We start from the raw sequence: 13,765 nt of genomic DNA, 5'->3' as shown, positions 1-13,765 counted from the left end.
TCACCCGTCGAGGGTGAGCGCCGCCGGGGCCGGGCTAGCTCACGGCATCCGGAGCACGCTCCGTCAGAGTCTCCGACACCGGTTCGGCTCGCGGATCACGTGCCACTGGCGCGATGTCCGCGTCCCCCTCCGGCCGACGCAGCAGCTCGATGAGGATCGCGAGGACCAGCAGGCCCGCTCCGACTCCGATGACCACCCCGAACGACACCGGTCGCGTGACGATCAGCAGCGTCATCGCCGCGAGCGCACCGACGAGGAAGATCGGACCTCGGAAGCGGTCCACCCCTCGACCGAAGGCACCGGTCGTGAGGCCTCGCTTCTCGGCCGCACCGCGTACGGCCGAGAACCCGCTCTCGAGGAGTCCCCTGAACGCGACCGCCGTTCGACCCGAGCCTGCGAGCCACGCCCAGATCGCGATCAGCACACCGACGAGTGCGAGCGCGGCGATCGTTCCCGCAAGGAGCGACGTGAGCTGTTCGAACAGCGCCGTCGCCGCCGCGGCCGACATGATCGACGGGCTCACCGCGCGGATGAACACACCTCGCCCGATGCCCATGCCCGCCGTGAGCAGCAGGAACACGAGAGCGAAACCTGCGCTCGACCAGAAGAGCGCTCGAGGTCGATCGCGCATCAGCAGCACGCCGGCGACGAAGAGGCCGAGCACGAGCCACGGCAGCCAGAAGCCGCCGATGTCCGCGACCTGGTACACCGTGCGCACCAGTGCGAAGGCATCCGCCTGGGCGATGGGAATCGACCTGTCGATCTCGGGGATCACGTCGGCGAGGCCGATCCCGCGCTCCGACATCGCCTCTTTGACCCGGTCGATCACCACTCCGAGTTCGATCGTGACCGCGCCGTCGTCGCCGAGCTGCACCGCCGTGCCCGGTGCGTTCTGGATGATCGCCGTGGCCCGCTCATGGGTGAAGCGCAGCGACTGCGTCCAGATGTCGGCGAACTGGTCTGACCGCACCACATCGCGCACCACTCCGTCGATCAGCGAGATCGCGCCGTTCGCGGCGGGGCCCTCGAGCAGCGAGATCGCCGTGTCGGCGCGCGGTGGAAGCCCGAGCGACCGGATGCCGTCGAACACCTCGCCGACGACCGCCGAGATGTCGACCTGCTCGTCTATCGCGGTGGTCACCTGATCGGCGACGAAATCCTGCACATCCGGATCGGACGCGAGCGGGGCGAATGTGGCGACGAAGCGCTCGGTGTCGACCAACTGCAGACGGGCCCAGGTTCCCATCGCGGCGACGGGCGCGAGCACCACAGCCAGCACGAGCAGGATCGCACCGACGACGCTCTTCGCTCGGAATCGTCGCTTCTTCGGCGTGCGGAGTTCGTCGTTCTCCCGTTCGAGCGCGACGACGCGCTCGCGGAGCTCATCCAGTTCACTCATCCGAGTCCCCTCCGTTCTGCGTCGCTCACCCGAAGGCGGCGATGCCCTTGCCGATGATCACCACACCCAGCACGAGAAGCAGCACCGTCATGATGACGGCGTTCTCCGCCTGCAGCCAGTCGCGCAATCTGCCCAGCGGCGCGCGCAGGCGCTCCGACGCGAGCAGGAATCCGACGACCGGGATCAACACCGTCGACGACGCGAGGATCGTGTAGATCACCACCACGACGACCATGTCTCCGACACCGAGCCCTGCGCCACCCAGAGTCACGCCGGCACTGGCTCCGAGCAGCAGGTTCTTGGGGTTCAGCGCCGCGAGCAGCAGTCCGAGCCCGAGTGCCGCGAAGAACGTCATCCCGTCGATCTGCGCCATCCACTTCGGCATCGCGGGCTGTGCGCCCGGCTTCGGCCGACCCCGCCATTGGCGCACCGCCATGAGCAGCATCAGCACACCGAGGACGAGCTGCACCACCCCGAGAATCGGAGTGGCTCCGTCGCCGGACTGGTCCGGGAGGACCGACGAGAGGGCGGCGAACAGCACAGCCACGATCACGATCCCCCCGAGCCATCCGACGAGGAAGCCGACCCCTGTGGAGCGGGCGCGGGGAGACATCAGCATCAGGATGCCGGCGATCACCGGCAGCGGGCTGATCGCGATGCCCACCGCGAGCGGCAGCAGCTGACCGATCACCGGACCCATGACGTCTCCCTCTTCTCGCCCGCTCGGCCGCTCAGCTCAGCAGCTTCTGCTTCGCCGCGGAGAACTCCTCCTCCGACAGCACGCCGGAGTCTCGCAGCGATGCCAGCTGCTGGAGCTTGGCGATCATGTCGTCTGCGCCGCCCGCAGCCGGAGGCGCAGGGGGAGCTGCCGGAGCGGCTGCGTACTGCGCCGCCGCGTTCTGGGCTGCAGCATCTATCTGCGCCTGCTGCTGGGCGGCCTCGTACTGCTGCTGCTCGTACTGTCCTTCCGCCCGCTGCTGCTGGTGACGCATCGACGCCCCCGACACCGCCGACGCGGTTCCTGCGACGACTGCTGTTCTCGCGGCGAGTCCGATCAGTCCCGGACGGCCGAATCTCCTCAGAGGCATGTCACTCTCCTTCCTGCTCGAGGATGTCCATCATGGCGTTGACGACCGGGGCGGGGATGCGGTCGGTCCGCAGCACCTCTCCCCCGGCACGTGCGAGGTTCTCGGCGAGCGCCCTCGCGAAGGCGAGCTCGAGCACGACGATCGCGGCCGAGCTGCCGGCGGGCACGAGCTCGGCGAGCATCTCGATGTCCTCGTCGCCGGCGAGGCCTGCGGCCAGCGGGTCGAGCTCGCTGAGGCCTGGCACCTCGCCCGCTTCGAGGTCGAAGACCTCGATCTCCCCGTCGTCCGATTTCGCGAGGACGACGACATCGAGCAGTCGCACCGTCCCCGCGCCTATGAGGTCGTCCAGCGCTCCGAAGATGCTCGGATCCGGATGCCTCCCCTCGAACCCGACGAGGTAGTACTCCACGGGTCCGTAGCGGAAATCATTCATCTCGTGTTCCTCTCTCTGACGGTGCGCGCGCGCTGAGCTCTTCGATCGCCGCACGATTGGTGTCGAAGACCCTCTGATCGTCGAGGATCCCCAGCTTCTTCAGTCGGTCTTCCGCCGATGCGCGCAGACGGCTGAACGACACCGTCACGCCATGGGATCGCATCGACTCCATGAGGCTCTCGAACGATTCCGCCGCGGTGACATCCGCATCGGTGACCGCCTCCATGTCGATGACGAGGTGGCGCACGGCACCCGGCCCCGGCGCCTCGACCGCCGAGCGCACCGCCGTCGCGAACGCATCCGCATTCGCGAAGAACAGCGGCGCAGCCATCCGCACCACGACGATCCCGGGTGCGGTCATCGCGCCCGGTTGCGCGGCGTCGAGCAGCGATGCCGTCGGCCGATCATCGTCGGCGAGCACGTCGATCGCCGGGCTCGACGCGCGCCTCGCCAGGTTGATGAGAGCGAGCACGAAGGCGATCAGGATGCCGGGGATGGAACCGACGAACAGCGTCACCAGGAAGCACACGGCGCCGATGGCGAACTCGAACCGATCGATCCGCCAGAGTGCGGCGAATTCCCTGATGCCCAGCAGCGGGAGGATCGCGAGCCCCACGATCGCGCCGATCGCGGGCGAGGGGATGTCCTCGAGCAGTCCGGTGCCGAACAGCAGCAGCAGCAGTGTCCCGGCGGCGAGCACGAGCGAGGGCAGCTGAGTGCGCGAGCCCGACTGGTCCATCGCCGCGGTGCGGCTGGTCGACGACCCGACGGCGAAGCTGCCCTGGGCCCCGGCGGCGATGTTCGCGACGCCGAACGCGAGCAGGTCTCGGTTCGGAGACGTTCGGTAATGCCGCTTCTCGCCGTACGAGCGGGAGACGAGCAGCCCCTCGGCCGTGGTCACGAGGGTCAGAGCCATGGCCGACGGCACGAGCAGCAGCCACGTCTGCCAGTCGAGCACGGGCCAGGTGAGGGTCGGTGCGCCCGCAGGCACCTCGCCGAGCACGGCCACGCCACGATCCGCGAGGCCGGTGCCGAGCACCACCACGGTGGCGAGCACCATCACGACGAGCGCCCAGGGCACCGCGCTCAGCATCCGCCGACCCAGCACGAGGATCGCGACCGACGCGATGGAGATCGCGAGCGACCACGGGTTCGTGGTGCCGAGACCCCCGACGAGACCCGCCAGCTTGTCGACGAACTCGCCGCCTGAATCGATCGAGACGCCCAGCATCTTGGCGATCTGCGAGACGAGGATGTCGAGGGCCAGGCCCCCGACGAATCCGACCAGGATCGGCTTCGAGAGGAAGTTCGCGAGGAATCCCAGTTTGAAGACCGCGAGCAGCACGAACATGACGCCGCAGATGATCGCCTGCGCGAGTGCCATGGTGATGTAGTCGTCTGAGCCGGCCGCGGCGAGGCCTCCGATCGAGGAGGCGACCAGCGCCGCCGCCGCCGCGTCCGGCGAGGCGACGAGCTGTCTCGACGAGACGACCAGGACGTAGACGATCGTCGGCACGACGAGTGCGTAGAGCCCTGCGGTCGGGGGAAGACCTGCGATCTGCGCATACCCGATGTTCAGGGGGATCGCGATCGCGAGGAGCGTGACGCCGGCGAGCAGCTCGCGCACGAGGTTGTGACGGGTGACTCCGGCCAGCGGTCTCTGCACCTCGTCACCTCCGCGCTCGCGCCCTCGATGCGGGACGATGTGCCCATGCTGACATCGGTGCGTCGGCGGAGACGCCGCCGCTCACCCGAAGCGGGTGAAGGGCGCCGGTCACTCGATCGGCGGGGTCGTCTCGCTGTCCTGGCGCGGGATCCACACCTGGCGGATGACGATCAGGATCGATGCGGTGATCGGGATCGCGACGAGCGCCCCGAGCAGACCGAGAAGCGTGGCGCCGATCATCGCGCCGATGATCACGAGCACGCTCGGCACGGCGGCAGCGCGACCCATCACCCGCGGCGTGACGACGTAGGCCTCGATCTGGATGTAGGCGAAGTACGCGATGACGAAGATCAGCGCAGCCGTCGGGCTGACGAACAGCGTGGCGATGCCGCCGATCACGAGGAAGACCAGTGACCCGATCATCGGCACGAGGGTGACGAAGAACGCGGCGATCGCCAGCACCGCCGGCGCGGGCGACCCCACGAGCAGCTGGAGGACGAGCACCACGGCCGCATTGATGGACGACAGCGTGACTCCCCCGGCGACCACCCCGCCCACCGACGACGTCACCTCGTCGAGCAGTCGTGAGAAGCTCGCTCGCCGATAGGCGGGGACGAGCCGAGAAACTGACTGCTTGATGCTCTCCAGCGACGCGACGAAGTAGAGCGTCAGCACCGAGACCATCACGAAGCTCGACACCGCCCCGATGACTCCGAATCCCGCTTTCAGGACCCCTCCCGAGATCGTCAGGAACGATGACAGGGTCGTGAGCGACTGCACCCCCTCCGCGACCACCGCCGAGAGGTCGACGCCGAGATTGCGTTCGAGATCGAGGTACCACTGGCTCTGCTGCATCGACTCGATCGTCTCGGGCGCGCCGACGACCACCGCGGCGAGCTGACGCACGATGGCCGGAACGACGACGAGCAGGATCGCGACGACGAGCAGCAGGAAGGCGACCGCGACGATCGCGACGCCGATGGGGCGGCGTACGCCGCGGCGCTCCAGCGCCCGCACCGCCGGATCGAGCCCGAGGGCGAGGAAGACGCCGAGGAAGATCGACATCAGCACGGTGGAGATGCCCGCGATCGTGGCGGCGATCGCCATCGCGAGAAGCACTCCGAGGGCGACCGCGAAACCCGAGCGCAGCGGATGCGCCGGGAGCACTCGCTGCAGACGACCCCACCGCGACGGGGTCGCCGGCGTGGCCACAGGATCCTGCGGGTCGGTCACATCCACACGAGGACTGTATCGAGGCGTCCGGACGGGTCCGGGCGGCCGCTCGCCCGCTCCGGGTGAGGGGGCGGCGATTTCGATGATGCTCGGTGCCACTATCACCACAGACAGAAACTCAACGAGAGGAGTCTGCAATGTCCATATGGGATAGCTTCTGGGCCATCATCTGGTGGTTCTTCTGGGCTTTCGTATTCATCTCCTACCTGATGGTGCTCTTCAACATCGTCGCCGACCTGTTCCGTGACCATGCGCTGAACGGATGGCTCAAAGCGCTGTGGATCATCTTCCTGGTCTTCGTGCCCTTCCTCACCGCACTGGTGTACCTGATCGCCCGCGGCCCCGGCATGGCAGAGCGCAACGTCTCGTCCATGCAGGCGCAGCAGCACGCGGCCGACAGCTACATCCGCAGCGTCGCAGGCAGCAGCCCGAGCGACGAGATCGACAAGGCGGCCAAGCTCCTGGCCTCCGGAACGATCACCGAGGCGGAGTTCGCCTCCATCAAGGCTCGGGCCCTGGCCTGACAGCCGAGACTGGGGCGGGCGGACAGATGCCTCGCGAACTCGGGGATGTGCAGATCCTCGTCGTGAGGATCGGATCCGACCGTCCCAGTCCTGCACTGCTCGAGTCGCTGCTGCGCCAGGTCGAGAGCAGCACGGTGCAGCTGCTCGACTTCTTCCTCCTGCATCGACGGAGCGAAGGGGGCTACGACCTCACCGAGATCGACGAAGCCGAGTTCTCGCTCGCCGGTCTGTCACTGCAGATCGCAGGCCTGGTCGGCAGCGACGACGCCCGGCGCATCGCGATGGAGCTCCCTGTCGGCGCCTGGGCAGCCGTGGTTCTCGTGGAGCCGATGTGGTTCGCACAGCTCTCCTCCGACCTCGCCCGGCTCGGCCACCCGCTCATCGGAACCTATTCCGTGTCCGCGGCGACGGCCAACGCGGTCTGGGAGCGCGCCCGTCGCCGCACCTGAAGTGGGATATCATCCGGGTGCGGAGCCTGCGCCTCACAGCGTGGTCCGCACGGCCTCCCGTCGCGACGACACCGCCAGTTTGCGATAGATCGACCGCTGATGGGTCTTCACCGTGTTGATGGACAGGCCCAGCTCGCTCGCGATCTCCGGGAGGGTGCGAGAGGTCTGCAGCTGCCGGAAGACGTCTCTCTCACGGTCGGACAGCGAGCCGGTCACGGGACTCGCTGCATCCGATGCCAGGCATCGGCCGATGAAGTCCTCGAATTCGGAGCCATGGTGCACGTGCTCGCTGAGGAGTCGCCGGACAGCCGTCTCCCGGCGCCCGAACGGCAGACGCACGTTCTCGCCTGACGCGACCGCGATCGCCGCCTCACACAGGTCATGCGCCTTGTCGTGATCGCCCACGTGACGGCGCATGACCGCGGCCGTGATCAGCGTCGATGACTTGACGTACGAGACCTCCGCGAAGATGCGCATGGATCGCAGCATCTCCAACGCCGCGGCGTAGTCTCCACCCCGGCGGAGCACCCCGGCGAGCGCGACGCCGATGAGGGGGAGGTCGGGGATCGCCAGGTGTCGGCGAGCGATCCGCAGGGCTCGCTCCTCGTTTCCGACGGCCTCCTCGAGGAGTGCGATGGCCGACTCTCGGAACACGGGCCACGAGACGCCGTGGAGCAGTTCGAGGGGGATGTCCTGGACGCCGATCGCAGCCCGTCGGCATGCTGCGGCCTCGCCTCCCTCTGCGGCCGCGTACGCCAGCATCATCCGCGCGACCGCCGTGAATGACGGGTCATGCCCGCTGGTCAGAAGCACCGCCTCGAAGTGCCGCACCGCATCGTCGGTCTCACCCGCCCAGTAGGCGACCAGACCGGCTGCTGCTGAGGTGCTGCCGCCGGCATAGCCGATCGCGGCCGACAGCGCGGTGCCGGGTGCCTGGATCTCGGCGAGGGTTCTCTCCGCATCCGTGAACCGGCCATCCCAGGTCTGGCCGAATGCGAGGTGGCCGAGCGCCCGCTTCCACAGCCCCACCTCGCCCGAGCCCTCGATCTCTCGGGCTGCGGCGCCGAAGTACTCGGCCGGAAGCGTGGGGTTGGTGGGATGCCGGATCTCCGACCATCCGATGAGGTAGTTGACGGCGGCGCGGTCGACCATGAGCTCTTTCGAGCTGGCGAGCAGCGAACGCAACGTGGAACCCGCCGACATCGCGTGCTCGCGGTCATCGGCGACGAACAGCTGTGCGATCGCGAGGGTCGTCGAGCATCCTCCCCCGGCGCGCTGGTGTGCGGCCTCGGCGCGATCCAGCAGCTCGCGGGCGAGATGATGCTCGCCCAGCACATCAGTCGCGCAGGCTCGGACGGCGAAGATCTCGGCGTCGTCCGGGTGATAGCCCCGCAGGACGGTGGCGAGGCGCTCGACCTCGGCCGCGCACACTCCCATGACCAGACGCATCCAGTGGCGCATGAAGGTGGCTCTGGCCCCCGGTCGGATCGTTCGCCCGCAGCGAGTGCGCGACCGACATCAGCGGATCGGTGGCCTCCCAGAACTGCGCCACGCGTCTATGACGCTCGGCGCTGCGCTCGGGATCCTTGCGAGCGATCTCGATGCACTGCCGGGCGAACGAGCCATGCCAGCGGTAGACGACACCATGCGGCGCCTCGAACCGGTCGAGGAAGAGCCCGAGCCTCACGCAGTCGTCGAGCAGCGCCGCCGCATCAGCACGCCCGGTCACAGCGCTCGCGAGCTCTGGCGTGAGCTCATGGCAGATGGCGGCATCGAGCACGAACTCTCTGGTCTCGTCAGGCAGCGCGCTGAGCACGTGGTCGCGCACGTAGTCGCCGAGGAACGCGGATGCCGTGGCGGCGTCGGATGAGGGGCGCGCCCCGCCGATCGCCACGAGCTTCACGGCGATCGGCCATCCGTGCGTCTCGCGCAGGATGGTCTCTGCGTCCAGCCCCGTCGCCCCCACGCCCTCGATCCGCTCGATCTCGGACCGCGTGAAGCGCAGTGTGTCGGATCCGACGAAGGCGCCGGGGTCCATCAGATGCTCCCGCGACAGCGTGATGTCCAGGAGAGTCGTTCCCACGAGCACCAGGTGGAGATTGTCCGGCGGCTGTTCGGCCAGCAGTCCGAGCAGTCCGTCTCGCCAGTGCTCACCGGCTCGCTGCGCGTCGTCGATCACGAGGTGCACGATGTCGTCGACCGTCTCGAGGACCTCGCAGATCTCGGCGTAGGCACGCATCGGGTCGAGGAGACCGCGTGTGAGGGCGAGGGCGTGGCCCGCTCGCTCACTGCCGACGATCAGCGCATCGACCACTCCCTGCGCGAGGAATCCGGCTTCCGCATCCGACGGAGTCAGAGCAAGCCAGGCGAGTTCGTCGGTGCCGGATGCCCATTCGGCGACCGCCGTCGTCTTGCCGTACCCGCTCGGAGCGCTGACGACGCTGAGATGCCGCCCTCTCGCCGCCTCGATCAGTGCATCGTTCACCCGCGCTCGCCGCACGCCTCCCGGTTGTCGTTCCGGAGGGCGGAAGCGCACAGCGGGTACAGGACGAGACAGGCGCGTGGGGGAGGCCATGCCCTCAAGGTAGCGACGGGCGGTATATCGGACAAGAGCATGTCTCCCTGACGATCACCAGTCGGTGGGAGCGATTCCACGTCGCCACGTCACCGACGACACCGTCCCGCGAGCCCTCACCCGCATCGGGTGAGGGACACGCCATCCGCGCCGTCCTCGGTGCACTCTGAGATCAGCGCGCCGGACCGTGCGCGGGGAGGTTCGCGATGACGGATGGGGCCGATCATGGGTGAGTTGCTGGTCACACTCATCCCCGTCGCGCTCGGAGTCGTCCTGAGCCCCTTGGCGATCATGGCTCTGGTGGCCGTGCTGCTCTCCCGACGAGCGAGTGCGAACGGCATCGCGTTCCTGATCGGGTGGGTCGTGGGGCTCGCCGGCCTTCTGGCGCTGGCTCTCTGGCTCTTCGGCGTCTTCGAGGTGCACGGGCTTCGCGAACCGCCGCTCTGGGTGCCGATCCTCCGTCTGGTGATCGGACTGTTCCTCGCGGGCGCCGCCGTCTGGGTCTACCGCAAGGGCTCTGCGCGCATCCGTCAGATGGCCGCCGCATCCTCGCCGCAGCAGGTGGTCGCGGCCGCTCCGCAGCTGCCGGGGTGGCTGCATGCCGTCGAGACGTTCCGGCCCGTGCGCACCGGATTCCTCGGGCTGGCGCTCTTCGTGCTGAACCCCGTCGACGCGTCCTGCGCCATCATCGCAGCGCTCGACATCTCGCTCGCGCAGGTCGGCGACGACGCGGTCTGGGTCGCCCTGGCGTTCGTGGTCGTCGGGACGTTGCCCATCGCGGTGCCGGTGTTCTACGTCGCGATCCGAGGCGAGCGCTCGCAGCCGCTGCTCGACTCCGCCCGACGATGGGTCGCCGGAAACACCCACGTGATGAACGCCGCTCTGCTGCTCGTGATCGGCGCCCTCCAGCTGCAGAAGGGCATCTCAGGGCTCCTGTGAGCGAACGAATTCGTTGCGTCATGACGCACCATGACTCGCCCCGATCCACTTCGGGTCGGCCGGCTGCACTGCTCGGGAACACCGCGTTCCCGAGAGACGAAGGAGGCAGAGATGGTCCGTGAATTCCAAGGGAAGATCGAGCTCGACGTCCGCGATTCGCAGGCGGACTGGGACGCCTTCCTCGCCTCGCCGCCGCCCCAGGGGGCGCCGAACGTGCTGGTGGTGCTCTACGACGACACCGGTATGGCCGCGTGGTCCCCCTACGGAGGCAGGATCAACATGCCGACCATGGATCGGCTGGCGAAGAACGGTCTGACGTACTCGCAGTGGCACACCACCGCACTCTGCTCACCCACGCGTTCGACCTTTCTCACGGGCCGTAACCACCACCGGAACGGCTTCGCCACCATCTCGGAGTCGTCGACCGGATTCCCGGGCTACAACTCGCACATCCCCGAGTCGAACGCGACCATGGCACATGTCCTCCGCGACGCGGGCTGGGCGACTTTCTGGGTGGGCAAGAACCACAACGTCCCGATCGACGAGTGGACCGCGGGGGCGTCGAAGAAGCACTGGCCGCTGGCGCAGGGCTACGACCGCTTCTACGGCTTCATCGGCGGCGAGACGAACAACTGGTATCCCTCGCTCGCGGAGGACAACCATTACATCGATCAGCCCTATCTGCCGGAGCAGGGCTACCACCTGTCGAAGGACCTCGCCGATCAGGCGCTGACGATGATCCGAGACGTCAAGCAGACCGAGCCCGACAAGCCGTGGTACCTCTGGTTCTGCCCGGGCGCCAACCACGCTCCCCACCACGCCCCGCAGGAGTACATCGACAAGTACAAGGGCGCCTTCGACGACGGCTACGACGCCTATCGCGAATGGGTGCTCGCCCGGATGATCGAACGCGGCATCCTGCCGGAGGACACCGAGCTCACCGCGTTCAATCCGATGCCGGACGGCACGTTCAACCCCACCGACGAGGTGCGGCCCTGGGACACGCTGAATGACGAGGAGAAGGCGATGTTCTCGCGGATGGCCGAGGTCTACGCGGGATTCAGTGAGTACACCGACTCGCAGATCGGACGCATCGTGGACTATCTCGAGGATTCCGGTCAACTCGACAACACGCTGATCCTGTACTGCGCCGACAACGGGGCATCCGGTGAAGGCAGCCCCAACGGATCGGTCAACGAGGGCAAGATCTTCGGCGGCTACCCCGACGACGAGGCGGAGAACCTGCGGATGGTCGACAAACTCGGCTCTCCCGAGACGTACAACCACTACCCCACCGGCTGGGCGGCCGCCTTCTCGACGCCCTACAAGATGTTCAAGCGTTACACCTATCAGGGCGGTGTCTGCGACCCTCTGGTGATTCACTGGCCCGCCGGAATGCGGGCGCGTGGCGAGGTGCGGCACCAGTACCACCACTCGACTGACATCGTGCCGACCATTCTGGAGGCGTGCGGGGTGCAGTTCCCCGACGTGTACAACGGCGTCGAGCAGACGCCGCTCGCGGGGGTCTCGATGACCTATTCATTCGATGCGGCCGCCGACGGGCCGACCGAGAAGCACACGCAGTACTACGAGATGCTCGGCCAGCGCGGCATCTGGCACGACGGGTGGAAGGCCGTCGCCGTGCACGGCCCCATGGCCGGCACGAGCGGGTTCGAGAACGACGAGTGGGAGCTATACCACACGGATGTCGACCGGGCGGAGGCCGTGAACCTGGCCGCCGAGCACCCGGATCGTCTCGAGGAGCTCAAGGCGCTCTGGATGGAAGAGGCGAAGGCCAACGATGTGCTGCCCCTGAACGACCTGCAGATCATCGGCAACCCGAAGGACTTCGAGACCTTCGTCGCGATGGAGTTCCACCAGCCGGCCCCGCCGTCCGGACGTTTCGTGTACTACCCGGGCACGACCGAGGTGCCGGAGCGCTCTGCGGCGAACACGCACAACGTGTCGTACAAGATCGCGGCCGAGATCGAGTTCACGCCCGAGACCGAGGGCGTCATCTTCGCCCACGGCTCACGGTTCGGCGGCCATGCGCTCGTCGTGAAGGACGGCGAGGTGCATTACCTCTACAACTTCCTCGGGATCCCGCCGGAGGATCGCGTCTCCGCTCCTGCGCCGACCTCCGGCAGACACATCATCGGCGTGGAGTTCACCAAGGAGGGCATGGGCGAGCACCGCGAGGGCGTCGGTCCGGTGAAGCTGTACATCGACGAGCAGCAGGTCGGCGAGAAGAGGATCCGGACCGTGCTGGGACACTTCTCGCTCTGCGGCGAGGGACTGACGATCGGCCGTGACAGCGCCGACCCCGTCTCGTCTCTGTACGGCTACGGGTTCGACTTCACCGGAGGAGAGATCGCGCAGGTGGTGTTCGACATCGCTGATGACGCCTACCTCGACCTGGAGGCGCATCTGGCCGCGGCGATGGCCAGGGATTGACGGAGCGCGCACCCGGGATCTCGGCATCCCGGGTGCGCAGTCTCTCGCAGATAGGTTGTGCACAATTTAATCGCGTGCAATACTCGAGGTATGGCCGTGACCGATGAGATGGTGTGCTTCTCGCTGTACTCCGCCGCCCGAGCGACGACGCAGGCGTACCGTGCCCTCCTGGCCCCGTGGGGTCTGACCTACCCGCAGTACCTCGTGCTCGCGATCCTCTGGATGGAGGGCGAGCAGACGATCGGCTCGCTGGGCGACGCCATGCAGCTCGACTCCGGCACCCTCTCCCCCCTGGTCCGCCGCCTCGAGCAGGCGGGCTACGTCGCGCGGGCCCGCAGCTCGGCCGATGAGCGCGTCGTCACCGTGCGACTGACCGACACCGGCATGGCTCTGCGCACCGAAGTCGCTCCGGTTCACACCAAGATCGCCGCCCTCGCCGGAATGCAGGACGACGACCAGCGTCACCGCCTGATCACCGAGCTGCAGGAGCTCACCGCACGCCTGCAGCTCGCCGACTGACCCCAACCCGGAAGGAGTCCACACGATGGACGCTCTCTACACCGCCGAAGCACTCGCCACCGGAGCCGGACGAAACGGCCGCGTCACCACGGGCGAGGGCCGACTCGACCTCGACCTCGCCATCCCGAAGGAGATGGGCGGCAGCGGCGACGGCGCCAACCCCGAGCAGCTGTTCGCGGCCGGGTACGCCGCCTGCTTCCACTCCGCACTGCAGACCGTCGCGCGTGCGCAGAAGGTGAAGATCACCGATTCGTCGGTCGGGGCCCGCGTGCAGATCGGGTCGAACGGCGAGGGCGGATTCGGCCTCGCCGTGCAGCTCGAGGTCGTCATCCCCGACCTTCCGCACGAGCAGGCTCAGGCGCTCGCAGACGCCGCCCACCAGGTCTGCCCGTACTCCAACGCGACGCGCGGCAACATCGACGTCGCGATCACCGTCTCCGACGACTGATCCCGCTCGACCTCCACCACGACCGATCCCACAAGGAG

14 protein-coding genes are annotated in these 13,765 nt (G+C 67.8%); 6 read left to right on the top strand and 8 right to left on the bottom strand.

Features of this window, described 5'->3' with window-relative positions:
- Window positions 1-34: 34 nt before the first annotated feature.
- The 6 genes from AKG07_RS01990 to AKG07_RS01965 form a co-directional block, all read right to left on the bottom strand.
- Window positions 35-1,399, bottom strand: a complete 1,365-nt coding sequence (locus AKG07_RS01990; protein ID WP_201778469.1) for a hypothetical protein — start codon at window positions 1,397-1,399, stop codon at window positions 35-37.
- 25 nt (window positions 1,400-1,424) lie between these two features.
- Window positions 1,425-2,099, bottom strand: a complete 675-nt coding sequence (locus tag AKG07_RS01985; protein ID WP_053095728.1) for a GAP family protein — start codon at window positions 2,097-2,099, stop codon at window positions 1,425-1,427.
- Window positions 2,100-2,130: 31 nt separating this feature from the next.
- On the bottom strand, window positions 2,131-2,487 hold the full coding sequence (locus tag AKG07_RS01980; RefSeq protein ID WP_053095727.1) for an SHOCT domain-containing protein: 357 nt from the start codon (window positions 2,485-2,487) through the stop codon (window positions 2,131-2,133).
- A 1-nt stretch (window position 2,488) separates the two neighbouring features.
- On the bottom strand, window positions 2,489-2,920 hold the full coding sequence (locus AKG07_RS01975) for a DUF6325 family protein (RefSeq protein WP_053095726.1): 432 nt from the start codon (window positions 2,918-2,920) through the stop codon (window positions 2,489-2,491).
- Window positions 2,913-4,586 carry a SulP family inorganic anion transporter gene (locus AKG07_RS01970; RefSeq protein WP_053095725.1) on the bottom strand — a complete coding sequence of 558 codons (1,674 nt, stop codon included), beginning with the start codon at window positions 4,584-4,586 and terminating at the stop codon, window positions 2,913-2,915. Before AKG07_RS01970 ends, AKG07_RS01975 begins: the two co-directional genes overlap by 8 nt.
- 108 nt (window positions 4,587-4,694) lie before the next feature.
- A complete protein-coding gene (locus tag AKG07_RS01965; RefSeq protein ID WP_053095724.1) occupies window positions 4,695-5,825 on the bottom strand; it encodes an AI-2E family transporter in 1,131 nt (376 codons plus the stop codon).
- Window positions 5,826-5,956: 131 nt separating this feature from the next.
- On the opposite strand from AKG07_RS01965, the gene AKG07_RS01960 reads away from it, so the two are divergent.
- Window positions 5,957-6,343: an SHOCT domain-containing protein gene (locus AKG07_RS01960; protein WP_053095723.1), complete on the top strand. Its 387-nt coding sequence runs from the start codon at window positions 5,957-5,959 to the stop codon at window positions 6,341-6,343.
- A 26-nt stretch (window positions 6,344-6,369) separates the two neighbouring features.
- Window positions 6,370-6,792, top strand: a complete 423-nt coding sequence (locus AKG07_RS01955; RefSeq protein WP_053095722.1) for a DUF6325 family protein — start codon at window positions 6,370-6,372, stop codon at window positions 6,790-6,792.
- A 33-nt stretch (window positions 6,793-6,825) separates the two neighbouring features.
- Here the strand turns inward: AKG07_RS01955 and AKG07_RS17980 are convergent, their stop codons facing one another.
- Window positions 6,826-7,209 carry a helix-turn-helix transcriptional regulator gene (locus AKG07_RS17980; protein WP_233277353.1) on the bottom strand — a complete coding sequence of 128 codons (384 nt, stop codon included), beginning with the start codon at window positions 7,207-7,209 and terminating at the stop codon, window positions 6,826-6,828.
- A gap of 919 nt (window positions 7,210-8,128) precedes the next feature.
- Window positions 8,129-9,277 carry a hypothetical protein gene (locus AKG07_RS17975; protein ID WP_233277306.1) on the bottom strand — a complete coding sequence of 383 codons (1,149 nt, stop codon included), beginning with the start codon at window positions 9,275-9,277 and terminating at the stop codon, window positions 8,129-8,131.
- A 315-nt stretch (window positions 9,278-9,592) separates the two neighbouring features.
- Between AKG07_RS17975 and AKG07_RS01945 the strand changes: the two genes are divergently transcribed.
- The 4 genes from AKG07_RS01945 (at window position 9,593) to AKG07_RS01930 (ending at window position 13,727) form a co-directional block, all read left to right on the top strand.
- A complete protein-coding gene (locus tag AKG07_RS01945) occupies window positions 9,593-10,306 on the top strand; it encodes a GAP family protein (RefSeq protein ID WP_072591087.1) in 714 nt (237 codons plus the stop codon).
- A 111-nt stretch (window positions 10,307-10,417) separates the two neighbouring features.
- Window positions 10,418-12,760 carry an arylsulfatase gene (locus AKG07_RS01940; protein WP_053095720.1) on the top strand — a complete coding sequence of 781 codons (2,343 nt, stop codon included), beginning with the start codon at window positions 10,418-10,420 and terminating at the stop codon, window positions 12,758-12,760.
- Between the two features lie 90 nt (window positions 12,761-12,850).
- Window positions 12,851-13,279: a MarR family winged helix-turn-helix transcriptional regulator gene (locus AKG07_RS01935; RefSeq protein ID WP_053095719.1), complete on the top strand. Its 429-nt coding sequence runs from the start codon at window positions 12,851-12,853 to the stop codon at window positions 13,277-13,279.
- A gap of 25 nt (window positions 13,280-13,304) precedes the next feature.
- Window positions 13,305-13,727 carry an organic hydroperoxide resistance protein gene (locus AKG07_RS01930; RefSeq protein WP_053095718.1) on the top strand — a complete coding sequence of 141 codons (423 nt, stop codon included), beginning with the start codon at window positions 13,305-13,307 and terminating at the stop codon, window positions 13,725-13,727.
- Window positions 13,728-13,765: the final 38 nt, after the last annotated feature.

The organism is Microbacterium sp. CGR1, assembly GCF_001266755.1.
Classification (GTDB): Bacteria; Actinomycetota; Actinomycetes; order Actinomycetales; family Microbacteriaceae; genus Microbacterium.
The sequence above is the reverse complement of the archived record's forward strand: the minus strand, read 5'-3'. Positions and strand labels throughout refer to the sequence as shown.

What these genes read in the sequence shown, in the direction of transcription:
- AKG07_RS01985 (WP_053095728.1), bottom strand. Translation starts at nt 2,099, where the DNA reads ATGGGTCCGGTGATCGGTCAGCTGCTGCCGCTCGCGGTGGGCATCGCG.
- AKG07_RS01990 (WP_201778469.1), bottom strand. Translation starts at nt 1,399, where the DNA reads ATGAGTGAACTGGATGAGCTCCGCGAGCGCGTCGTCGCGCTCGAACGG.
- AKG07_RS01935 (WP_053095719.1), top strand. Translation starts at nt 12,851, where the DNA reads ATGGCCGTGACCGATGAGATGGTGTGCTTCTCGCTGTACTCCGCCGCC.
- AKG07_RS01945 (WP_072591087.1), top strand. Translation starts at nt 9,593, where the DNA reads ATGGGTGAGTTGCTGGTCACACTCATCCCCGTCGCGCTCGGAGTCGTC.
- AKG07_RS01960 (WP_053095723.1), top strand. Translation starts at nt 5,957, where the DNA reads ATGTCCATATGGGATAGCTTCTGGGCCATCATCTGGTGGTTCTTCTGG.
- AKG07_RS01930 (WP_053095718.1), top strand. Translation starts at nt 13,305, where the DNA reads ATGGACGCTCTCTACACCGCCGAAGCACTCGCCACCGGAGCCGGACGA.
- AKG07_RS01955 (WP_053095722.1), top strand. Translation starts at nt 6,370, where the DNA reads ATGCCTCGCGAACTCGGGGATGTGCAGATCCTCGTCGTGAGGATCGGA.
- AKG07_RS01975 (WP_053095726.1), bottom strand. Translation starts at nt 2,920, where the DNA reads ATGAATGATTTCCGCTACGGACCCGTGGAGTACTACCTCGTCGGGTTC.
- AKG07_RS17980 (WP_233277353.1), bottom strand. Translation starts at nt 7,209, where the DNA reads ATGCGCCGTCACGTGGGCGATCACGACAAGGCGCATGACCTGTGTGAG.
- AKG07_RS01980 (WP_053095727.1), bottom strand. Translation starts at nt 2,487, where the DNA reads ATGCCTCTGAGGAGATTCGGCCGTCCGGGACTGATCGGACTCGCCGCG.
- AKG07_RS01940 (WP_053095720.1), top strand. Translation starts at nt 10,418, where the DNA reads ATGGTCCGTGAATTCCAAGGGAAGATCGAGCTCGACGTCCGCGATTCG.